The organism is Bacillus sp. FSL P2-0069, from assembly GCF_038593315.1.
Classification (GTDB): Bacteria; Bacillota; Bacilli; order Bacillales; family Bacillaceae; genus Bacillus; species Bacillus safensis.
In genome coordinates this window covers 81448-104315 of record NZ_CP151984.1, presented here as the reverse complement: position 1 = coordinate 104315, position 22868 = coordinate 81448, and the positions used below count along the sequence as shown (strand labels likewise).

Below are 22868 nucleotides of genomic sequence, written 5' to 3'. Positions count from 1 at the left end.
GGAGAGAATGTTCTCTCAAAACTAGATAACAATGTTCATGCTTCACATTAGAATATAGGTTAAGTCCTCGATCTATTAGTATCTGTCAGCTCCACGTGTCACCACGCTTCCACCTCAGACCTATCAACCTGATCATCTTTCAGGGATCTTACTTCCTTGCGGAATGGGAAATCTCATCTTGAGGGGGGCTTCATGCTTAGATGCTTTCAGCACTTATCCCGTCCGCACATAGCTACCCAGCGATGCCCTTGGCAGAACAACTGGTACACCAGCGGTGCGTCCATCCCGGTCCTCTCGTACTAAGGACAGCTCCTCTCAAATTTCCTGCGCCCGCGACGGATAGGGACCGAACTGTCTCACGACGTTCTGAACCCAGCTCGCGTACCGCTTTAATGGGCGAACAGCCCAACCCTTGGGACCGACTACAGCCCCAGGATGCGATGAGCCGACATCGAGGTGCCAAACCTCCCCGTCGATGTGGACTCTTGGGGGAGATAAGCCTGTTATCCCCGGGGTAGCTTTTATCCGTTGAGCGATGGCCCTTCCATGCGGAACCACCGGATCACTAAGCCCGACTTTCGTCCCTGCTCGACTTGTAGGTCTCGCAGTCAAGCTCCCTTGTGCCTTTACACTCTGCGAATGATTTCCAACCATTCTGAGGGAACCTTTGGGCGCCTCCGTTACATTTTAGGAGGCGACCGCCCCAGTCAAACTGCCCACCTGACACTGTCTCCCTGCCCGATAAGGGCAGCGGGTTAGAAGGTCAATACAGCCAGGGTAGTATCCCACCGATGCCTCCACCGAAGCTAGCGCTCCGGTTTCCAAGGCTCCTACCTATCCTGTACAAGCTGTACCAACATTCAATATCAGGCTGCAGTAAAGCTCCACGGGGTCTTTCCGTCCTGTCGCGGGTAACCTGCATCTTCACAGGTACTATAATTTCACCGAGTCTCTCGTTGAGACAGTGCCCAGATCGTTGCGCCTTTCGTGCGGGTCGGAACTTACCCGACAAGGAATTTCGCTACCTTAGGACCGTTATAGTTACGGCCGCCGTTTACTGGGGCTTCAATTCGCACCTTCGCTTACGCTAAGCGCTCCTCTTAACCTTCCAGCACCGGGCAGGCGTCAGCCCCTATACTTCGCCTTACGGCTTCGCAGAGACCTGTGTTTTTGCTAAACAGTCGCCTGGGCCTATTCACTGCGGCTTCTCGGGGCTTTAACACCCTAAGAAGCACCCCTTCTCCCGAAGTTACGGGGTCATTTTGCCGAGTTCCTTAACGAGAGTTCTCTCGATCACCTTAGGATTCTCTCCTCGCCTACCTGTGTCGGTTTGCGGTACGGGCACCTCTCACCTCGCTAGAGGCTTTTCTTGGCAGTGTGGAATCAGGAACTTCGCTACTAAATTTCGCTCGCCATCACAGCTCAGCCTTTACGGGAAACGGATTTGCCTATTTCCCAGCCTAACTGCTTGGACGCGGATATCCAATACCGCGCTTACCCTATCCTCCTGCGTCCCCCCATTGCTCAAATGGTGAGGAGGTGGTACAGGAATATCAACCTGTTGTCCATCGCCTACGCCTTTCGGCCTCGGCTTAGGTCCCGACTAACCCTGAGCGGACGAGCCTTCCTCAGGAAACCTTAGGCATTCGGTGGACGGGATTCTCACCCGTCTTTCGCTACTCATACCGGCATTCTCACTTCTAAGCGCTCCACCAGTCCTTCCGGTCTGGCTTCACAGCCCTTAGAACGCTCTCCTACCACTGTTCGTAAGAACAGTCCGCAGCTTCGGTGATACGTTTAGCCCCGGTACATTTTCGGCGCAGAGTCACTCGACCAGTGAGCTATTACGCACTCTTTAAATGGTGGCTGCTTCTAAGCCAACATCCTGGTTGTCTAAGCAACTCCACATCCTTTTCCACTTAACGTATACTTTGGGACCTTAGCTGGCGGTCTGGGCTGTTTCCCTTTCGACTACGGATCTTATCACTCGCAGTCTGACTCCCAAGGATAAGTCATCGGCATTCGGAGTTTGACTGAATTCGGTAACCCGGTAGGGGCCCCTAGTCCAATCAGTGCTCTACCTCCGAGACTCTTACCTTGAGGCTAGCCCTAAAGCTATTTCGGAGAGAACCAGCTATCTCCAGGTTCGATTGGCATTTCACCCCTACCCACACCTCATCCCCGCACTTTTCAACGTGCGTGGGTTCGGGCCTCCATTCAGTGTTACCTGAACTTCACCCTGGACATGGGTAGATCACCTGGTTTCGGGTCTACGACCACGTACTCATGCGCCCTATTCAGACTCGCTTTCGCTGCGGCTCCGCATCTTCTGCTTAACCTTGCACGGGATCGTAACTCGCCGGTTCATTCTACAAAAGGCACGCCATCACCCGTTAACGGGCTCTGACTACTTGTAGGCACACGGTTTCAGGATCTATTTCACTCCCCTTCCGGGGTGCTTTTCACCTTTCCCTCACGGTACTGGTTCACTATCGGTCACTAGGGAGTATTTAGCCTTGGGAGATGGTCCTCCCGGATTCCGACGGAATTTCACGTGTTCCGCCGTACTCAGGATCCACTCTGGAGAGAACAACATTTCAGTTACAGGGCTGTTACCTTCTTTGGCGGGCCTTTCCAGACCTCTTCGCTTATATCGTTCCTTTGTAACTCCGTATAGAGTGTCCTACAACCCCAAGAGGCAAGCCTCTTGGTTTGGGCTGTTCCCGTTTCGCTCGCCGCTACTCAGGGAATCGCATTTGCTTTCTCTTCCTCCGGGTACTTAGATGTTTCAGTTCCCCGGGTATGCCTTCTCATACTCTATGTATTCAAGTATGGATACTACTCCATTACGAGCAGTGGGTTTCCCCATTCGGAAATCTCCGGATCAAAGCTTGCTTACAGCTCCCCGAAGCATATCGGTGTTCGTCCCGTCCTTCATCGGCTCCTAGTGCCAAGGCATCCACCGTGCGCCCTTTCTAACTTAACCATTTCTTACTTTAGAAAGAATCACTATGTGTGATGAACTTTGCATTGCATTCAATGTGAATGTATTACTTATTGTTATCTAGTTTTCAAAGAACAATCCTGTCTCGCTAGAGACATGTTTTGAAGGAATGATCCTTCAAAACTAAACAAGACGAAAACGTACGCTGCTCCATATATCCTTAGAAAGGAGGTGATCCAGCCGCACCTTCCGATACGGCTACCTTGTTACGACTTCACCCCAATCATCTGCCCCACCTTCGGCGGCTGGCTCCATAAAGGTTACCTCACCGACTTCGGGTGTTGCAAACTCTCGTGGTGTGACGGGCGGTGTGTACAAGGCCCGGGAACGTATTCACCGCGGCATGCTGATCCGCGATTACTAGCGATTCCAGCTTCACGCAGTCGAGTTGCAGACTGCGATCCGAACTGAGAACAGATTTATGGGATTGGCTAAACCTTGCGGTCTTGCAGCCCTTTGTTCTGTCCATTGTAGCACGTGTGTAGCCCAGGTCATAAGGGGCATGATGATTTGACGTCATCCCCACCTTCCTCCGGTTTGTCACCGGCAGTCACCTTAGAGTGCCCAACTGAATGCTGGCAACTAAGATCAAGGGTTGCGCTCGTTGCGGGACTTAACCCAACATCTCACGACACGAGCTGACGACAACCATGCACCACCTGTCACTCTGTCCCCGAAGGGAAAGCCCTATCTCTAGGGTTGTCAGAGGATGTCAAGACCTGGTAAGGTTCTTCGCGTTGCTTCGAATTAAACCACATGCTCCACCGCTTGTGCGGGCCCCCGTCAATTCCTTTGAGTTTCAGTCTTGCGACCGTACTCCCCAGGCGGAGTGCTTAATGCGTTAGCTGCAGCACTAAGGGGCGGAAACCCCCTAACACTTAGCACTCATCGTTTACGGCGTGGACTACCAGGGTATCTAATCCTGTTCGCTCCCCACGCTTTCGCTCCTCAGCGTCAGTTACAGACCAGAGAGTCGCCTTCGCCACTGGTGTTCCTCCACATCTCTACGCATTTCACCGCTACACGTGGAATTCCACTCTCCTCTTCTGCACTCAAGTTTCCCAGTTTCCAATGACCCTCCCCGGTTGAGCCGGGGGCTTTCACATCAGACTTAAGAAACCGCCTGCGAGCCCTTTACGCCCAATAATTCCGGACAACGCTTGCCACCTACGTATTACCGCGGCTGCTGGCACGTAGTTAGCCGTGGCTTTCTGGTTAGGTACCGTCAAGGTGCGAGCAGTTACTCTCGCACTTGTTCTTCCCTAACAACAGAGCTTTACGATCCGAAAACCTTCATCACTCACGCGGCGTTGCTCCGTCAGACTTTCGTCCATTGCGGAAGATTCCCTACTGCTGCCTCCCGTAGGAGTCTGGGCCGTGTCTCAGTCCCAGTGTGGCCGATCACCCTCTCAGGTCGGCTACGCATCGTCGCCTTGGTGAGCCATTACCCCACCAACTAGCTAATGCGCCGCGGGTCCATCTGTAAGTGACAGCCGAAACCGTCTTTCATCCTTGAACCATGCGGTTCAAGGAACTATCCGGTATTAGCTCCGGTTTCCCGGAGTTATCCCAGTCTTACAGGCAGGTTACCCACGTGTTACTCACCCGTCCGCCGCTAACATCCGGGAGCAAGCTCCCTTCTGTCCGCTCGACTTGCATGTATTAGGCACGCCGCCAGCGTTCGTCCTGAGCCAGGATCAAACTCTCCGAAAAAATACAAAACCGAAGTTTTGCTTTTCGCCAGTTTGACTGACTACCTATGAAGTTTCATAGGATTTTTTATAAAAACTCGAATTAACAGGTACGTTTTGTCTTGTTTAGTTTTCAAAGATCATATTGGTGGAGCCTAGCGGGATCGAACCGCTGACCTCCTGCGTGCAAGGCAGGCGCTCTCCCAGCTGAGCTAAGGCCCCATAAAAGATGGTCGGGAAGACAGGATTCGAACCTGCGACCCCTTGGTCCCAAACCAAGTGCTCTACCAAGCTGAGCTACTTCCCGATCTTAATGGCGCGCCCGAGAGGAGTCGAACCCCTAACCTTTTGATCCGTAGTCAAACGCTCTATCCAATTGAGCTACGGGCGCTTATTTATAATGCCGAGGGCCGGACTTGAACCGGCACGGTAGTCACCTACCGCAGGATTTTAAGTCCTGTGTGTCTGCCAATTCCACCACCCCGGCGTGGATGGTATAAGCGGAAGACGGGATTCGAACCCGCGACCCCCACCTTGGCAAGGTGGTGTTCTACCACTGAACTACTTCCGCATTACAGGATTTCTTTATTTTATTTGGCAATGCGGGTGAAGGGACTTGAACCCCCACGTCATAAAGACACTAGATCCTAAGTCTAGCGCGTCTGCCAATTCCGCCACACCCGCATGAAACATGGTGAGCCATGAAGGACTCGAACCTTCGACCCTCTGATTAAAAGTCAGATGCTCTACCAACTGAGCTAATGGCTCGCTTTAAAAGCGACTTGTCTATCTTACCATATGAAAGTGGTGCCGGCAAGAGGACTTGAACCCCCAACCTACTGATTACAAGTCAGTTGCTCTACCAGTTGAGCTACACCGGCTTTATCTATCCTAACATTATGTAAGAATAAATATGGTGGAGGATGACGGGCTCGAACCGCCGACCCTCTGCTTGTAAGGCAGATGCTCTCCCAGCTGAGCTAATCCTCCATATTGTGTCGTTTCGAAGTGTCTCTCGATCTGACAAATAGTATTATATAACGATAAGATATTGTTTGTAAAGACTTTTTTAAAATAATTTTTGAATTTATTTTAAAGCTGTTTTTTCACCTTTTCGTTAAGGCACCTAAAGAAGTTTACCACTTGTCTCATCATTTTAAAAGCCTTTTTTTCATTTTTTTATGTTTTTTTGTTAAAAAGAGCGCTTATATGGCTCTATCATTGCAAAAACAGCAATTTCGAAGCTTTCATATCCTTGTTTTATTTCATATATCTCTGGATAAAAAACATCCAAAAAAGAAATTCTATTATTATTTTATTTTTCTGAGAAATCTTTTTTGCCTAAAAAAGTGTGAAAATAATTACTGGTCTTTACTATTTTTCAACAAATCGTTTCACATTAATTTTTCTGCTGCTTCAAACACTCAACAGTCTTATCATCGATATAAAGTTTTACCAGGAGAATTAATATTAGTATTGTTTCTTTCTCCTTTTAAGTTAAAAATTTAGCAATAGCTGACTATCCCCTTTGGGGTGAGGGTGCCTTTCTATCTCGTGACCCTATACATCACCTCTTTACATCTATTTAGTCCAAGGAGAGGTTTTCTTATGCTTTTAGTGTTGACCCTTGATAATTTGAACTACTGGTTCATATGATGACTGAAATGTTAAATTGAAGGAAAGTAAAGTTTGATTTATTTAGCAATCAACGAGGAAACAACGTATTTTTACTTTACGAACCTATTATATAGAAGCAAGTCATTCAAAAACACAAAAAAGACCAGTTCCGACTGGAACTGATCCTAATAGAAGCTTGGCGGCGTCCTACTCTCACAGGGGGAAACCCCCAACTACCATCGGCGCTGAAGAGCTTAACTTCCGTGTTCGGTATGGGAACGGGTGTGACCTCTTCGCTATCGCCACCAAACCTGATGGAGAGAATGTTCTCTCAAAACTAGATAACAATGTTCATGCTTCACATTAGAATATAGGTTAAGTCCTCGATCTATTAGTATCTGTCAGCTCCACGTGTCACCACGCTTCCACCTCAGACCTATCAACCTGATCATCTTTCAGGGATCTTACTTCCTTGCGGAATGGGAAATCTCATCTTGAGGGGGGCTTCATGCTTAGATGCTTTCAGCACTTATCCCGTCCGCACATAGCTACCCAGCGATGCCCTTGGCAGAACAACTGGTACACCAGCGGTGCGTCCATCCCGGTCCTCTCGTACTAAGGACAGCTCCTCTCAAATTTCCTGCGCCCGCGACGGATAGGGACCGAACTGTCTCACGACGTTCTGAACCCAGCTCGCGTACCGCTTTAATGGGCGAACAGCCCAACCCTTGGGACCGACTACAGCCCCAGGATGCGATGAGCCGACATCGAGGTGCCAAACCTCCCCGTCGATGTGGACTCTTGGGGGAGATAAGCCTGTTATCCCCGGGGTAGCTTTTATCCGTTGAGCGATGGCCCTTCCATGCGGAACCACCGGATCACTAAGCCCGACTTTCGTCCCTGCTCGACTTGTAGGTCTCGCAGTCAAGCTCCCTTGTGCCTTTACACTCTGCGAATGATTTCCAACCATTCTGAGGGAACCTTTGGGCGCCTCCGTTACATTTTAGGAGGCGACCGCCCCAGTCAAACTGCCCACCTGACACTGTCTCCCTGCCCGATAAGGGCAGCGGGTTAGAAGGTCAATACAGCCAGGGTAGTATCCCACCGATGCCTCCACCGAAGCTAGCGCTCCGGTTTCCAAGGCTCCTACCTATCCTGTACAAGCTGTACCAACATTCAATATCAGGCTGCAGTAAAGCTCCACGGGGTCTTTCCGTCCTGTCGCGGGTAACCTGCATCTTCACAGGTACTATAATTTCACCGAGTCTCTCGTTGAGACAGTGCCCAGATCGTTGCGCCTTTCGTGCGGGTCGGAACTTACCCGACAAGGAATTTCGCTACCTTAGGACCGTTATAGTTACGGCCGCCGTTTACTGGGGCTTCAATTCGCACCTTCGCTTACGCTAAGCGCTCCTCTTAACCTTCCAGCACCGGGCAGGCGTCAGCCCCTATACTTCGCCTTACGGCTTCGCAGAGACCTGTGTTTTTGCTAAACAGTCGCCTGGGCCTATTCACTGCGGCTTCTCGGGGCTTTAACACCCTAAGAAGCACCCCTTCTCCCGAAGTTACGGGGTCATTTTGCCGAGTTCCTTAACGAGAGTTCTCTCGATCACCTTAGGATTCTCTCCTCGCCTACCTGTGTCGGTTTGCGGTACGGGCACCTCTCACCTCGCTAGAGGCTTTTCTTGGCAGTGTGGAATCAGGAACTTCGCTACTAAATTTCGCTCGCCATCACAGCTCAGCCTTTACGGGAAACGGATTTGCCTATTTCCCAGCCTAACTGCTTGGACGCGGATATCCAATACCGCGCTTACCCTATCCTCCTGCGTCCCCCCATTGCTCAAATGGTGAGGAGGTGGTACAGGAATATCAACCTGTTGTCCATCGCCTACGCCTTTCGGCCTCGGCTTAGGTCCCGACTAACCCTGAGCGGACGAGCCTTCCTCAGGAAACCTTAGGCATTCGGTGGACGGGATTCTCACCCGTCTTTCGCTACTCATACCGGCATTCTCACTTCTAAGCGCTCCACCAGTCCTTCCGGTCTGGCTTCACAGCCCTTAGAACGCTCTCCTACCACTGTTCGTAAGAACAGTCCGCAGCTTCGGTGATACGTTTAGCCCCGGTACATTTTCGGCGCAGAGTCACTCGACCAGTGAGCTATTACGCACTCTTTAAATGGTGGCTGCTTCTAAGCCAACATCCTGGTTGTCTAAGCAACTCCACATCCTTTTCCACTTAACGTATACTTTGGGACCTTAGCTGGCGGTCTGGGCTGTTTCCCTTTCGACTACGGATCTTATCACTCGCAGTCTGACTCCCAAGGATAAGTCATCGGCATTCGGAGTTTGACTGAATTCGGTAACCCGGTAGGGGCCCCTAGTCCAATCAGTGCTCTACCTCCGAGACTCTTACCTTGAGGCTAGCCCTAAAGCTATTTCGGAGAGAACCAGCTATCTCCAGGTTCGATTGGCATTTCACCCCTACCCACACCTCATCCCCGCACTTTTCAACGTGCGTGGGTTCGGGCCTCCATTCAGTGTTACCTGAACTTCACCCTGGACATGGGTAGATCACCTGGTTTCGGGTCTACGACCACGTACTCATGCGCCCTATTCAGACTCGCTTTCGCTGCGGCTCCGCATCTTCTGCTTAACCTTGCACGGGATCGTAACTCGCCGGTTCATTCTACAAAAGGCACGCCATCACCCGTTAACGGGCTCTGACTACTTGTAGGCACACGGTTTCAGGATCTATTTCACTCCCCTTCCGGGGTGCTTTTCACCTTTCCCTCACGGTACTGGTTCACTATCGGTCACTAGGGAGTATTTAGCCTTGGGAGATGGTCCTCCCGGATTCCGACGGAATTTCACGTGTTCCGCCGTACTCAGGATCCACTCTGGAGAGAACAACATTTCAGTTACAGGGCTGTTACCTTCTTTGGCGGGCCTTTCCAGACCTCTTCGCTTATATCGTTCCTTTGTAACTCCGTATAGAGTGTCCTACAACCCCAAGAGGCAAGCCTCTTGGTTTGGGCTGTTCCCGTTTCGCTCGCCGCTACTCAGGGAATCGCATTTGCTTTCTCTTCCTCCGGGTACTTAGATGTTTCAGTTCCCCGGGTATGCCTTCTCATACTCTATGTATTCAAGTATGGATACTACTCCATTACGAGCAGTGGGTTTCCCCATTCGGAAATCTCCGGATCAAAGCTTGCTTACAGCTCCCCGAAGCATATCGGTGTTCGTCCCGTCCTTCATCGGCTCCTAGTGCCAAGGCATCCACCGTGCGCCCTTTCTAACTTAACCATTTCTTACTTTAGAAAGAATCACTATGTGTGATGAACTTTGCATTGCATTCAATGTGAATGTATTACTTATTGTTATCTAGTTTTCAAAGAACAATCCTGTCTCGCTAGAGACATGTTTTGAAGGAATGATCCTTCAAAACTAAACAAGACGAAAACGTACGCTGCTCCATATATCCTTAGAAAGGAGGTGATCCAGCCGCACCTTCCGATACGGCTACCTTGTTACGACTTCACCCCAATCATCTGCCCCACCTTCGGCGGCTGGCTCCATAAAGGTTACCTCACCGACTTCGGGTGTTGCAAACTCTCGTGGTGTGACGGGCGGTGTGTACAAGGCCCGGGAACGTATTCACCGCGGCATGCTGATCCGCGATTACTAGCGATTCCAGCTTCACGCAGTCGAGTTGCAGACTGCGATCCGAACTGAGAACAGATTTATGGGATTGGCTAAACCTTGCGGTCTTGCAGCCCTTTGTTCTGTCCATTGTAGCACGTGTGTAGCCCAGGTCATAAGGGGCATGATGATTTGACGTCATCCCCACCTTCCTCCGGTTTGTCACCGGCAGTCACCTTAGAGTGCCCAACTGAATGCTGGCAACTAAGATCAAGGGTTGCGCTCGTTGCGGGACTTAACCCAACATCTCACGACACGAGCTGACGACAACCATGCACCACCTGTCACTCTGTCCCCGAAGGGAAAGCCCTATCTCTAGGGTTGTCAGAGGATGTCAAGACCTGGTAAGGTTCTTCGCGTTGCTTCGAATTAAACCACATGCTCCACCGCTTGTGCGGGCCCCCGTCAATTCCTTTGAGTTTCAGTCTTGCGACCGTACTCCCCAGGCGGAGTGCTTAATGCGTTAGCTGCAGCACTAAGGGGCGGAAACCCCCTAACACTTAGCACTCATCGTTTACGGCGTGGACTACCAGGGTATCTAATCCTGTTCGCTCCCCACGCTTTCGCTCCTCAGCGTCAGTTACAGACCAGAGAGTCGCCTTCGCCACTGGTGTTCCTCCACATCTCTACGCATTTCACCGCTACACGTGGAATTCCACTCTCCTCTTCTGCACTCAAGTTTCCCAGTTTCCAATGACCCTCCCCGGTTGAGCCGGGGGCTTTCACATCAGACTTAAGAAACCGCCTGCGAGCCCTTTACGCCCAATAATTCCGGACAACGCTTGCCACCTACGTATTACCGCGGCTGCTGGCACGTAGTTAGCCGTGGCTTTCTGGTTAGGTACCGTCAAGGTGCGAGCAGTTACTCTCGCACTTGTTCTTCCCTAACAACAGAGCTTTACGATCCGAAAACCTTCATCACTCACGCGGCGTTGCTCCGTCAGACTTTCGTCCATTGCGGAAGATTCCCTACTGCTGCCTCCCGTAGGAGTCTGGGCCGTGTCTCAGTCCCAGTGTGGCCGATCACCCTCTCAGGTCGGCTACGCATCGTCGCCTTGGTGAGCCATTACCCCACCAACTAGCTAATGCGCCGCGGGTCCATCTGTAAGTGACAGCCGAAACCGTCTTTCATCCTTGAACCATGCGGTTCAAGGAACTATCCGGTATTAGCTCCGGTTTCCCGGAGTTATCCCAGTCTTACAGGCAGGTTACCCACGTGTTACTCACCCGTCCGCCGCTAACATCCGGGAGCAAGCTCCCTTCTGTCCGCTCGACTTGCATGTATTAGGCACGCCGCCAGCGTTCGTCCTGAGCCAGGATCAAACTCTCCGAGGTATGCAGGATGCATATCACACATGCGTTGCTACACGATGTAGCGAACTTAGCATGTGATCATTTCCTGCCTCGCCAGTTTGACTGACTACCTATGAAGTATCATAGGATTTTTTTATAAAAACTCGAATTAACAGGTACGTTTTGTCTTGTTTAGTTTTCAAAGATCATTTTCGTTATCGCTCGTAAGCGACTTTAATATCTTAACATTTTGCGTCAGTTAAAGTCAAGAACTTTTTTCAATTTCTTTTTTTAACCTCGTTGCTGTTTTGCGGCAACGAATAATAATATACCATCTGGATTCTTTCCTTGCAATAGTTTTTTTAAAAAAAGTTTCATTTTATGAAAATAAAAAGCGCCATAGATAAAATGGCGCTTTGATTAATGTATTAGCGGTTTCTCATTTGCGGGAAAAGCAGTACATCTCTAATTGACGGAGAATTTGTTAAAAGCATGATTAATCGGTCGATCCCGATTCCTAAACCACCTGTTGGAGGCATGCCGTATTCTAATGCTTCAACAAAATCGTCATCCATTAGGTGTGCTTCGTCATTTCCTTCTTCACGTTCTTTTAATTGAGCTTCAAAGCGTTCTCTTTGATCAATTGGATCGTTTAGCTCTGTGAATGCATTTGCATGCTCACGGCGTACGATAAACAGCTCAAAGCGATCTGTGAAGCGAGGGTCTTCAGGATTTTTCTTAGCTAATGGAGAAATCTCCACTGGATGTCCGTAAATGAATGTAGGCTGAACCAATGTTTCTTCTACTTTTTGCTCGAAGAACTCATTGATAATATGACCTACTGTCATATTTTTCGTGATTTCAACACCATGATCAGCAGCATGCTGTTTTGCTTCTTCTACAGACATCTCCTGCCAGAAGTCTACACCTGTTGCTTCTTTGACTGCTTCAACCATATGCAGTCTCTTCCATTCAGGCTTGAGATCAATTTCATCTTCTCCATATTGAATGGTTGTTGTTCCCAGCACCTCTTGGGCAATATGAGCAATCAAGTTTTCAGTCAGATTCATGATGTCTTTGTAGTCTGCGTATGCTTCATACAGCTCAATCATAGTGAATTCTGGGTTGTGGCGAGTTGATACACCTTCGTTACGGAAAACGCGGCCAATCTCGTATACTTTCTCTAGACCACCGACAATTAGGCGTTTTAAGTGCAGCTCGATCGCAATACGCATATAAAGCGGCATATCAAGTGCATTGTGATGAGTAATGAAAGGACGCGCCGATGCACCACCAGGAATGCTGTGCATTGTTGGTGTTTCAACTTCTAAGTATCCTTTAGAATCTAAGTATCTTCTCATGGATTGAATGATTTTGCTTCGCATAATAAACGTCTGCTTACTTTCTGGATTTACAATGAGGTCCAGGTAGCGCTGACGATAGCGTTGTTCAACATCTTTTAATCCATGATATTTATCAGGAAGCGGGCGAAGTGCTTTTGTCAGAACCTCAAAGCTAGTCGCTTTAATAGAAAGTTCTCCTACATTAGTTTTAAAAACAGTTCCTGTTACACCAATGATATCGCCTAGGTCTGAGCTTTTGAATAATTCATAAGCTTCTTCCCCTACACTATCTTTACGAACATAGATTTGAATTTGTCCTTCTAGGTCTTGAATATGCGCAAAGCCAGCTTTTCCTTTTCCGCGCTTTGTCATCATACGACCAGCAATTGTTACTTGAGCCGCTTTTCCTTCTAAGTCTTCTTTAGAAAACTCGTCATATTCAGCGATAATTTGCGCAGATTGATGAGAACGGTCATATCGTTCACCGAATGGATCGATACCCTCTTCTCTCATTTTATTCATTTTGTCACGTCTGACCTGGAATTGGTCATTTAATTCTTCGTTATTAAGCCCTTCATTACTCATTTATATCACTCCAATAATGTATTTTGCAGAGAAAAGCAGAAAAACTGCCAGTACATGCACTAGCAGTGAGCTACAAAAAGAAAGATAGTCTTATCCTACTTTTATACTTTGAAGCTCTTTTGCCTCGGCTTCGATCGTAAAGTCATCAAGAACTTGTACAAGCTCCGCTCTCGTTTCACTTTGATTGATTTGGTTTCTTACGTCAGCGTTGCCGCGGACCCCTTTTAAGTACCATGCTGCATGCTTTCTCATTTCTCTAACAGCGACATGCTCGCCTTTCAGGTCAATGAGTCTGTCTAAGTGAAGTTTGCACACTGACATTTTCTCACGCACGTTTGGCTCTTCTTTCAGTTCACCCGTTTCTAAATAATGAACCGTTCGATAAATCATCCACGGGTTTCCAAGTGCGGCTCTTCCGATCATAACAGCGTCCACACCTGTTTCATCAAGCATACGTTTTGCATCTTGAGGGGTTTTGACATCGCCATTGCCGATGACAGGAATTGATACAGATTGTTTAACCTCTTTTATAATATCCCAATTCGCTGTTCCTTCGTACATTTGCACGCGTGTCCGTCCGTGAAGCGCAACCGCTTGTCCACCAGCTCGTTCAACAGCACGGGCATTGTCGATAGCAAAGATATGATCTTCGTCCCAGCCCATTCTCATTTTCACTGTAACTGGTTTGTCTACAGCTTCTACGACAGCAGAGACCATTTCATAAATCTTGTTTGGATCAAGGAGCCATTTCGCTCCTGCATCACATTTCGTAATTTTTGGTACAGGACAGCCCATGTTGATATCAATAATATCAGCTGTGGTATTCTGGTCTACGAACTTTGCCGCTTCGACGAGTGTGTCTTTTTCCCCTCCAAATATCTGAAGGCTCAAAGGCTTTTCCCGTTCATCAATGTATAGCATACCCATTGTTCTCGCGTTGTTGATCAGGATCGCTTTGTCACTGACCATTTCAGCGCAGACTAAGCCCGCTCCAAACTCTTTCACCGTCAGTCTGAAGGCAGAGTTGCACACACCAGCCATTGGTGCGAGCACTACTTTGTTTTTAATCTCGATATCCCCGATTTTAAACATTTTTCCCCCTCCTTTCTTCTTCAAGAATTGGCGAAAGTTCTTCCACCGTTATATTTAAAGCATCTGCTATTTGACCAACCAATTGGTTTGTTGGTAATCGATTGCCTCGCTCAATTTCTCCTAAGACAGAGACAGAGATGCCTAGTCTTTTCGCGAACCCTTCCTGAGTATACCCTTTTAGCTTTCGGTATGCACGAATTCTTCTACCCCACATGTCTTTTTCCATATGCTTACACCTTCTTGGTCTGTTACGGCATTTATTTGTACTTCGCCGATTTCTGGGCAAATCTCACTCATCGGGACAAGAACGAATAAACGTTCGTACATTCTGGGATGCGGCACTACAAGTTGTTCTGTTTCAATATTTTCACGATTATAAAGTAAAATGTCAAGGTCAGCCGTTCGCGGTCCCCATCTCACTTCTCTTGTTCTGCCTAACTCCTGCTCGATTTTCTGAGTAAGAGACAGTAGTTCCTCCGGACGAAGTGAAGTGGTAATTTTCACGGCCATGTTTAAAAAGTCATCTTGGTTTTCATAGCCTACAGGTGCTGTTTCATATATCGATGAGATTAATTCCACTTGAACCTCTGGATGTTCATGCAGTTTTTTGACGGCTTCTTTTAAATAGGTTTCTTTTTTACCTATGTTTGAGCCTAATGCGATGTATGCTGTATTGTTCATGTGCGCGATCTCGTCATTTCAATTGCAACGGACTGATAATGTCCTGGAATTGGGGGATCTGGTTTGATCACCTTCACTGTACATTCCTGAACTGTCGGAAAGTCCTTTAACACTTGGTTTGCAATTCTTTCTGTCAGTGTTTCAACAAGATTGACCGGCTCGCCTTCTACAATGCTTTTGCAGATTTGGTAAAGCTCTGCATAGTTGATGGTCTCATTGAGGTCATCAGTTTGTCCGGCTTTACTTAAATCAAGTGAAGCTGTTAAGTCCACGCGGAATCGCTGCCCTAATTTATTTTCTTCTGCAAATACACCGTGGTACCCGTAAAATTCCATTCCGTTTACATATACTTTATCGATGATAAGCGCCTCCCTTATTCAGCATGGCATCCATCATTTTTGCCATTCTTGCTATTTCTTTTACATCATGTACACGGACCATCGCACTGCCCTTTTGAATCCCAAGGCAGACCGTCGCACCTGTTCCTTCAGTACGTTCTTCAGGCGGCAGGTCTAAGACAGCACCAATGAATCGTTTTCGAGATGTAGCCAGCAGCAGTGGATACCCAAGGTGACAAAAATGTTCGAGTTCATTCATGACCTTCAGGTTGTCCTCTTTATTTTTCGCAAATCCTACACCTGGATCTAATATGATCATGTCATCACGGACACCCGCTTGCTGGGCAATTTGGACACTTTCTTTCAAATCGGCGATCATATCTGAAATCAGATGTGTGTAGTTTCGTTCTGGTCGATTGTGCATTAAAATGATTGGGACATTGTGCTTCGCCGCCACATGTGCCATTTGGGGATCTGCCTTCGCTCCCCATACATCATTAATGATAGAGGCTCCAGCTTTCACCGCTTCATCTGCAACACGGGCTTTATACGTATCAATAGAGATAGGGATATCTAATTCTTTTGTGATTTTCTCAATGACAGGAATAACCCTTGAAAGCTCCTCTTCTTCCGAGACAAGTGCCGCTCCTGGGCGAGTCGATTCTCCGCCAATATCAATAATATGCGCCCCGTCTTCTATCAGCTGCGCTGCATGAGCCAGCGCTTTATCTACTTGATTAAACTTTCCTCCATCTGAAAAAGAGTCAGGAGTGACATTTAAAATGCCCATGACCAATGTCTTTTCTTCATAGCTAAGGGTGTGATGCTTGGCCTGAATGATTTTAGGCTGTTTTATCAATTGTTGTGTCATTGTGTCCACCTACTCTTTATGGTCTTGACGTTCTTTTGTGTATTGCATTCTTAACTTTGTTGAGATGGTCCGGCTGTTTTTGAGCAAGTGGATGTCTCCTATACACCCGAAAGGTACAACTCCCTGAACAGAATTGGTCATCCATGCCTCATCAGCTGAGAGCAAATGTGAGACTGGGTATCGTCCTTCCTTTAGCGAGACCCCCATCGCGTGGAGCGTTTCCATACAGTATCGACGAGTGACCCCATTTAAAATGCCTGTATCAAGTGACGGTGTATAGACCACATCATCTTTTCGCCAAAATACATTCGAGGTAATGCCTTCTGCCACATCATCTTCTTTTGTTAAAAAGATGCCTTCTAACGCCGGGTCGTTCCCCACTTCTCTTTTCGCGAGCAGGTTGTTCATATAGTGATGAGACTTGAGGCGTTTTGGTCCTTCTGGTGTATTTCTTCTTGTTTGAAGAATGACTCCCTTTTTCTCATCCAAAATAGATTCTGGACGGAATGGAGAGATCATGACAAAAACGACAGGCTCTTCATAAGGGTCTGCAGAAAACCCATTGCCTCTGCCCGCAGAAACATTCAAGCGAATTCTCGCATGGCCGCCGGCTATTTGGTTTTTATTTAGTAAAGTATGAATGATGTCGAGTACAAATGGTTTCTCTATTGTGGATTCGATGCAAAGGTCACGTAATGATTGATTGAGCCTTTCAAGATGCCAATCTAACAGGAAGACTTGTCCTGCCAGGCTGGTAAATGTTTCGAATACACCGATGCCATATAGAAAACCATGATCAAAAGGAGAAAGAGTCGCGTCTTTCTCCTCTATATACTGACCGTTCAGATAAATGATCATGCGTTTACTTCATGCCCCTTTTTACGATAGGTTTCAATGAAATTTTTCAGCATTTCTTTTCCGAAGGACGTCATAATCGATTCAGGATGGAATTGCACACTTTCAATCGGCAGTTCTTTATGACGAATCGCCATGAGCTCGCCTTCCTTTGTGCTGGCTGTTGCGTCAAAGCACTCTGGCAGCGTCTCGTTTTTGACAATTAATGAATGATATCTCGTTGCGACGAGCGGATTTTGAAGTCCTGTGAAAACACCTTTTCCATCATGTTTAATCTCTGACGTTTTACCGTGCATTAGGCGCTCTGCTCGAACGACATCCCCGCCAAAGACTTGCGCGATGGATTGGTGACCTAGACACACACCGAAGATTGGAATGCTTCCTGCAAAGTGCTTGATCGCCTCCATACTAATACCCGCTTCATCAGGACTGCATGGTCCTGGAGAAATCATGAGAAAATCCGGCTTGAGCTCTTCAATTTCTTGAATGGTTACTTGATCATTCCGTTTCACGATCAATTCTTCTCCAAGCTCACCTAAATACTGGACCAGGTTGTACGTAAATGAATCATAATTATCAATCATTAAAATCATACTCTGCTCACCTCTAACTCAAAATAGTCTCTTCTTTGCTCAGCTGTAATGCTTTTTTCACTGCATAGGCTTTTTTAATCGATTCTTTATATTCGTGTTTAGGGACAGAATCTATGACGATCCCCGCACCTGACTGCATAAAGGCTTTTCCTTCTGTACAATACGCAGTACGAATGACGATATTAAAGTGCATATCTTGATTGAATCCAAACCAGCCTATAGATCCAGTATAAAGCCCACGTCTTGTTGGCTCAAGTTCTTCTATGATTTCCATCGTCCTCACTTTTGGAGCACCTGTAATCGTTCCACCTGGGAATACAGCTCTCATGACATCTACCGCGTCACATTCATCACGCAGCTCTCCTTGTACATTGGATACAATATGCATCACGTGCGAATATTTCTCAATCGCCATAAATTCGTTCACTTTTACGGATCCATAAGTGGATACGCGTCCAAGATCATTCCGCTCAAGATCAACGAGCATCACATGCTCTGCGCGTTCTTTTTCATTTTCAATGAGCTCTTTTGCCAGCGCTTGATCCTCAGCGTCGTCTTTGCCTCGTGATCTTGTTCCGGCAATTGGTCTTGTTTCTAGCTGAGTTCCTTTTTTCTTAATAAGCAGCTCTGGAGATCCACAAACAATCTGGAAGTCAGGCGTATGCAGGTAAGACATATAAGGAGATGGATTTACTTGACGTAACGTTTTGTATAAATTATACGGGTGAGTGTGAAGCTGTTCATCTTGTCTGATGGATAAGTTCACTTGGAACACATCACCGTTTGCGATATATTGCTTAATTTTCTCTACTGCTTCCCCAAAGGTTTCTTCAGTGAAAGGTGCTGCTGGTACAAATTCTGTGGAAGATTCATTGACAGGTGATTGTGCTGATTCTTCTGAAGAGCTTGTCCATTTTCGCTTCCATTCTTCAAGCCTTTGGTTCGCTTCACTCCCTGATTCCGCTTCCTCTATGTGCGTGATCAGCCACAGCGCGTTTTCTTCATGATCAAAGACTGCAACATCGTTAAATACGAGGAAATAAAGGTCTGGTGTTTTAAGGTCGTCAATTGCCAGCATCTTAAAATGCTCGATGTATCTAGCATAATCGTAGCTTAAAAACCCAATCGCTCCGCCTTGAAAGTCGGGGTATTCGTCGTTCGTTTCGGTTTGAAGGGTTTGAAACCAATCCGTAAACGCTCTGAATGGATCACCTTCTTTGAACAGCACCTCATCTTGATAATGGATGGTCGTCATCCCATCTTTCCCCTTCGCTTTAGCGATCGGGTGAATACCAGCGATGCTATATGAACCGCCGCGCGCACTTTCAAGAAGCACATGATGTGTTTCACGAGCAGTTAATTGTTCGTATCTTTTCAAGAATGCATCTTTCGTAAAAGGAATTTTGATGCCCATCGGCCTGCGTTGTGTCATGTTATCATCCTTTTTCATTTTCATTAATCTTATTGTAATGCAATCCAATTTATTTAGAAAACAGTATTTGCTTTCCATCTTCAGAATTCATGAAAAAACCCCAGCAAATGCTGGGGTGATTGGTTTAATCGAATTGATAAAGAGGTGTACTGAGGTAACGCTCTCCATTACTTGGGATGATGGCGAGAACCTTTTTCCCTTTACCAAGCTTCTTCGCTGTTTGAAGCGCTGCGTAAATAGCTGCTCCTGAAGAAATACCGCCAAGAATTCCTTCTTCTTTCGCTGCTTTTCTTGCAAGCTCAAATGCATCTTCGTTTTTCACTTGGATGATGCCGTCATATATTTCTGTGTTCAAGATTGAAGGAACGAAACCTGCTCCAATTCCTTGAATTTTATGCGGACCCGGCTTCCCGCCTGACAATACAGGGGAATCTGTCGGCTCTACTGCATAAAGCTGGATGGATGGGATGGCTTCTTTTAGGACTTCACCAGCACCTGTAATCGTACCGCCCGTACCAACACCTGCAATAAATGCATCAAGCTCGCCGTCAAATTGTTCAAGGATTTCTTTCCCAGTTGTACGACGGTGAATCTCCGCATTGGCTTCGTTGCTAAATTGCTGAGGCATGAAGTAACCATGCTCCTCTGCCAATTCTTCTGCTTTTTTGATGGCACCTTTCATTCCTTCTGCACCTGGTGTTAAGACAAGCTCCGCACCATAAGCGCGTAAAAGGTTGCGGCGCTCCTGACTCATTGTGTCCGGCATAACCAAAATCGCGTTAATTCCTTTAGCAGCCGCTACCATTGCAAGGCCGATTCCTGTGTTTCCGCTTGTTGGTTCAATAAGCGTATCGCCGGCTTTTAATGTTCCTTTTGCTTCAGCATCTTCGATCATCGCTAAAGCAATACGATCTTTGACACTGCTGCCCGGGTTCATATATTCAAGTTTCAAGTAGACATCCGCACTGTCTTCATCTACTAAACGGTTTAATTTAACGACTGGTGTATTTCCTATTAGTTCAAAAACTGAATTTGCAATACGAGCCATCACTAACACCTCTATCTCCGAGTAATTTTATTGTATTAATATTAAATTATCAATTTCAAAAAATTTTGTCAATGCTTTTAGTCCTGCTCGCCATCGTAAAACCATGTGACTTTTGCTTCTTTCCACAGGGTTTTGACATTCGCCTTTTCACCTAGATCTTCCATAGCGATCTGCCTTTTAATCTGATCTTTGACTTCTTCGTAGGAGAAAGAGCGGCCATTTAATTTTTCTTTTAACTGAATAATGGCATACCCGTTTTTGGTCTGAATCGGTTCTTTCGTCCATTCATCTGGCTGAAGCTTTTGAGCTTCTTGTATGTATAGGGCCGGGATACTTTCCTGCTCTTCTGTCACAAATCCAAGATCTCCGCCGTATGGTGAGGTGTAACGGTCGATTGAACGTTCAGCTGCTACGGCTTCGAAGCTAGACCCACCTTTTAAATCTTTTAATACATTTTCAGCCTCGCTCTTTGTCTTCACGACGATATGGCGAATGCGGTATGAATCATCATATTGATATAAGTCCTTGTTTTTTTCATAAAACGATTTCGCTTCTTTTTCAGAAACGACGGCATCTCTTGTTAAAAGCTGCTCTAATAAAATTTGATAACGAATCTGTTCTTTCCATTCCTTCTCACTTGTATGTCCATCTTCATAGAAATTATTAGACACCGCTTTGAGCATAAGCAATTCACGATTGATCTCTTTTGAAGACACTTCCAGCTTGTTTTGCTTGGCAAGCTGATTGACCACCTTTTGATTGATCATTTGCTCAAGTGTCGCCTTTCCGTAGCGGTCTTCCATTTTCTTTAGCCATTCTTGACGCGTCACCTTCTCTTTTCCAATTGACGCAATTTCTTCACCGCTCTTTCCGTTAGAAGAAGCCTGTGACATTTGTGACTTTGTTAATACATATGCAATGACAACGGTATTAATCATGAGCAACACGAGGATAAATGTCCATACCACTCTTGCTTTTAGTCTCATCTTTCGTCTCCTTTCCATTCTAAAAAGAAAACCCGCTGCTTAGAGCTTAGCGGGTTAATTCTTCACGTAGCTCTTCTAGCTCTTCTTTTGTAAATACATACGTTTCGTTACAAAAATGGCATTGAGCTTCTGCTTGTCCGTCTTGTTCAATCATATCATCAATTTCGGCTTTTCCTAGGCTGATAATGCCATTTGCAAACCGTTCTTTTGAGCAGTTACAAGAAAATTCGACGGGTACAGTTTCTAAAATTTGAGGCTTTTCACCGAGTACTTCTTCTAATATTTGTTCTGATGTCATCCCTTTTTCAATGAGTTTAGAGATTGGTTCAATGGTTGACAGGCGCTTTTCTAGTCTTTCAATGACAGCATCGTCTGTACCAGGCAGCAATTGAATAATGAAACCGCCTGCTGCGAGGATCGAATTATCTGGATTGACAAGGACACCTACGCCTACAGAGGAAGGCACTTGCTCAGAAGAAACAAGATAATAAGTGAAGTCATCTCCAATTTCACCTGAGACGATTTCCGTTTGTCCTGTAAAGTGGTCCTTCAGCCCGATATCTTTGACAACACTTAACGTTCCAGATGTTCCGACTGCACGTCTCACATCCAGCTTGCCATGTTCATTTAAGTCAAAGTGAACTTGTGGGTTTGAGACATATCCTCGTACCTGGCCTTTTGCATTTCCATCAGCAATAATGGCGCCGATTGGTCCACCGCCTTCTATTTTGACAGTTAGCTTATTCTCACCTTTCAGCATAGCACCCATCATGACTGTTGCTGTCATCGTTCTGCCGATGGCTGCTGATGCAGTCGGCCACGTATGATGTCTTCTTTGTGCTTCGTTGATTGTATCTGTTGTGTTTGCAGCATATGCACGGACTTTTCCGTCATATGCTAACGCTTTAACTAAGTAATCCATTTGATTTAAACCTCCTATAATACACCGACACGATTACGTTCATAAATGAGCTGCAATCCTTTTAATGTGAGGAACGGATCGACAATATCAATACAGTCTGATTCATTTCCTATCAATGTAGACAAACCGCCTGTTGCAATGACTTTCGGTGTTTGTTTGGCTTGCTGCTTCATCCGTTTCACTATTCCCTCGACTTGGCCAACATATCCATAAAGGATGCCGGATTGCATCGCACTGATGGTGTTTTTTCCAACAATGTGATCTGGACGGACAATTTCAATTCTCGGCAGCTTCGCCGCTCTTGTATATAAAGCCTCAGTTGAAATGGTAATACCCGGTGCAATCGCTCCACCCATGTATTGTTTTTGTTCATTGATATAACAGTAGGTTGTTGCTGTTCCAAAGTCTACCACAATAAGAGGCGCCCCATATAGGTGAATGGCTGCTACTGCATTGACAATTCGATCTGCCCCGACTTCCTTTGGATTGTCACACATAATGTTTAAACCAGTCTTCATTCCAGGCCCTACAATTTGGGGTGTTATGTGAAAATACTTTTCGCACATTCTTTCAAGTGCGAACATCATAGGCGGGACAACAGACGAGATGATAATCCCTTCTATTTGGTCAAACATCAGCCCCACATAATCGAATAAAGCCCTGATGGACATACCAAATTCATCTTCTGTTTTATGACGGCTTGTTTCAATTCGCCAATGGTAGTTTAGATCGCCATTATGATAAACACCTAAAACGGTATTTGTGTTTCCTACATCTATCACGAGTAACAACTTCATCACCACTTTGAATAGTTTCTCA

The 22868-nt window shown here is 46.6% G+C and carries 13 protein-coding genes, 9 tRNA genes and 5 rRNA genes; all 27 read right to left on the bottom strand.

Annotated features, from left to right (window positions below):
• Positions 1-55: 55 nt before the first annotated feature.
• Positions 56-2986, bottom strand: a 23S ribosomal RNA gene (locus NSQ34_RS00560).
• Between the two features lie 182 nt (positions 2987-3168).
• Positions 3169-4717, bottom strand: a 16S ribosomal RNA gene (locus NSQ34_RS00555).
• A gap of 124 nt (positions 4718-4841) precedes the next feature.
• Positions 4842-4917 (bottom strand) — tRNA-Ala (locus NSQ34_RS00550).
• Between the two features lie 8 nt (positions 4918-4925).
• Positions 4926-5002 (bottom strand) — tRNA-Pro (locus NSQ34_RS00545).
• A 7-nt stretch (positions 5003-5009) separates the two neighbouring features.
• Positions 5010-5086 (bottom strand) — tRNA-Arg (locus NSQ34_RS00540).
• 10 nt (positions 5087-5096) lie between these two features.
• A tRNA-Leu gene (locus NSQ34_RS00535) sits at positions 5097-5182 on the bottom strand.
• A 12-nt stretch (positions 5183-5194) separates the two neighbouring features.
• A tRNA-Gly gene (locus NSQ34_RS00530) sits at positions 5195-5266 on the bottom strand.
• Positions 5267-5296: 30 nt separating this feature from the next.
• Positions 5297-5379, bottom strand: a tRNA-Leu gene (locus tag NSQ34_RS00525).
• 8 nt (positions 5380-5387) lie between these two features.
• Positions 5388-5463, bottom strand: a tRNA-Lys gene (locus NSQ34_RS00520).
• 37 nt (positions 5464-5500) lie between these two features.
• Positions 5501-5576: transfer RNA gene (locus NSQ34_RS00515), tRNA-Thr, on the bottom strand.
• 33 nt (positions 5577-5609) lie between these two features.
• Positions 5610-5685 (bottom strand) — tRNA-Val (locus NSQ34_RS00510).
• Between the two features lie 821 nt (positions 5686-6506).
• A 5S ribosomal RNA gene (gene rrf, locus NSQ34_RS00505) occupies positions 6507-6622 on the bottom strand.
• 61 nt (positions 6623-6683) lie between these two features.
• A 23S ribosomal RNA gene (locus NSQ34_RS00500) occupies positions 6684-9614 on the bottom strand.
• Positions 9615-9796: 182 nt separating this feature from the next.
• Positions 9797-11345, bottom strand: a 16S ribosomal RNA gene (locus tag NSQ34_RS00495).
• Together the 16S, 23S and 5S rRNA genes with 9 tRNA genes alongside form the textbook arrangement of a ribosomal RNA operon.
• Before the next feature lie 386 nt (positions 11346-11731).
• The gene (gene lysS, locus NSQ34_RS00490) at positions 11732-13231 is read right to left on the bottom strand and encodes a lysine--tRNA ligase (RefSeq protein WP_034284259.1); all 1500 of its coding nucleotides are present in this window, start codon (positions 13229-13231) and stop codon (positions 11732-11734) included.
• 90 nt (positions 13232-13321) lie between these two features.
• Positions 13322-14323, bottom strand: a complete 1002-nt coding sequence (gene dusB, locus NSQ34_RS00485; RefSeq protein ID WP_024425662.1) for a tRNA dihydrouridine synthase DusB — start codon at positions 14321-14323, stop codon at positions 13322-13324.
• The gene (locus tag NSQ34_RS00480) at positions 14316-14549 is read right to left on the bottom strand and encodes a helix-turn-helix transcriptional regulator (RefSeq protein ID WP_024425661.1); all 234 of its coding nucleotides are present in this window, start codon (positions 14547-14549) and stop codon (positions 14316-14318) included. The genes dusB and NSQ34_RS00480 overlap by 8 nt, the downstream gene beginning before the upstream one ends.
• A complete protein-coding gene (gene folK / locus NSQ34_RS00475) occupies positions 14501-15004 on the bottom strand; it encodes a 2-amino-4-hydroxy-6-hydroxymethyldihydropteridine diphosphokinase (RefSeq protein ID WP_024425660.1) in 504 nt (167 codons plus the stop codon). Before folK ends, NSQ34_RS00480 begins: the two co-directional genes overlap by 49 nt.
• Positions 15001-15363: a dihydroneopterin aldolase gene (gene folB, locus NSQ34_RS00470; protein ID WP_024425659.1), complete on the bottom strand. Its 363-nt coding sequence runs from the start codon at positions 15361-15363 to the stop codon at positions 15001-15003. Before folB ends, folK begins: the two co-directional genes overlap by 4 nt.
• A complete protein-coding gene (folP, locus tag NSQ34_RS00465) occupies positions 15356-16213 on the bottom strand; it encodes a dihydropteroate synthase (RefSeq protein ID WP_075621315.1) in 858 nt (285 codons plus the stop codon). The genes folB and folP overlap by 8 nt, the downstream gene beginning before the upstream one ends.
• A 9-nt stretch (positions 16214-16222) precedes the next feature.
• On the bottom strand, positions 16223-17071 hold the full coding sequence (pabC, locus tag NSQ34_RS00460; RefSeq protein WP_041115235.1) for an aminodeoxychorismate lyase: 849 nt from the start codon (positions 17069-17071) through the stop codon (positions 16223-16225).
• Positions 17068-17661, bottom strand: a complete 594-nt coding sequence (gene pabA, locus NSQ34_RS00455) for an aminodeoxychorismate/anthranilate synthase component II (protein ID WP_024425656.1) — start codon at positions 17659-17661, stop codon at positions 17068-17070. Before pabA ends, pabC begins: the two co-directional genes overlap by 4 nt.
• Before the next feature lie 13 nt (positions 17662-17674).
• Positions 17675-19093 carry an anthranilate synthase component I family protein gene (locus tag NSQ34_RS00450; RefSeq protein ID WP_251232707.1) on the bottom strand — a complete coding sequence of 473 codons (1419 nt, stop codon included), beginning with the start codon at positions 19091-19093 and terminating at the stop codon, positions 17675-17677.
• Between the two features lie 124 nt (positions 19094-19217).
• Positions 19218-20141, bottom strand: coding sequence for a cysteine synthase A (gene cysK, locus NSQ34_RS00445; protein WP_024425655.1), 924 nt, complete (start codon positions 20139-20141; stop codon positions 19218-19220).
• Between the two features lie 77 nt (positions 20142-20218).
• Positions 20219-21127: a peptidyl-prolyl cis-trans isomerase gene (locus NSQ34_RS00440; protein WP_061109550.1), complete on the bottom strand. Its 909-nt coding sequence runs from the start codon at positions 21125-21127 to the stop codon at positions 20219-20221.
• A 46-nt stretch (positions 21128-21173) separates the two neighbouring features.
• Positions 21174-22049 (bottom strand): Hsp33 family molecular chaperone HslO, encoded by an 876-nt coding sequence (gene hslO / locus NSQ34_RS00435; protein WP_268456651.1) that lies wholly within the window; start codon positions 22047-22049, stop codon positions 21174-21176.
• A gap of 14 nt (positions 22050-22063) precedes the next feature.
• Positions 22064-22840 carry a type III pantothenate kinase gene (locus tag NSQ34_RS00430; RefSeq protein ID WP_024427185.1) on the bottom strand — a complete coding sequence of 259 codons (777 nt, stop codon included), beginning with the start codon at positions 22838-22840 and terminating at the stop codon, positions 22064-22066.
• Between the last annotated feature and the right edge of the window lie 28 nt (positions 22841-22868).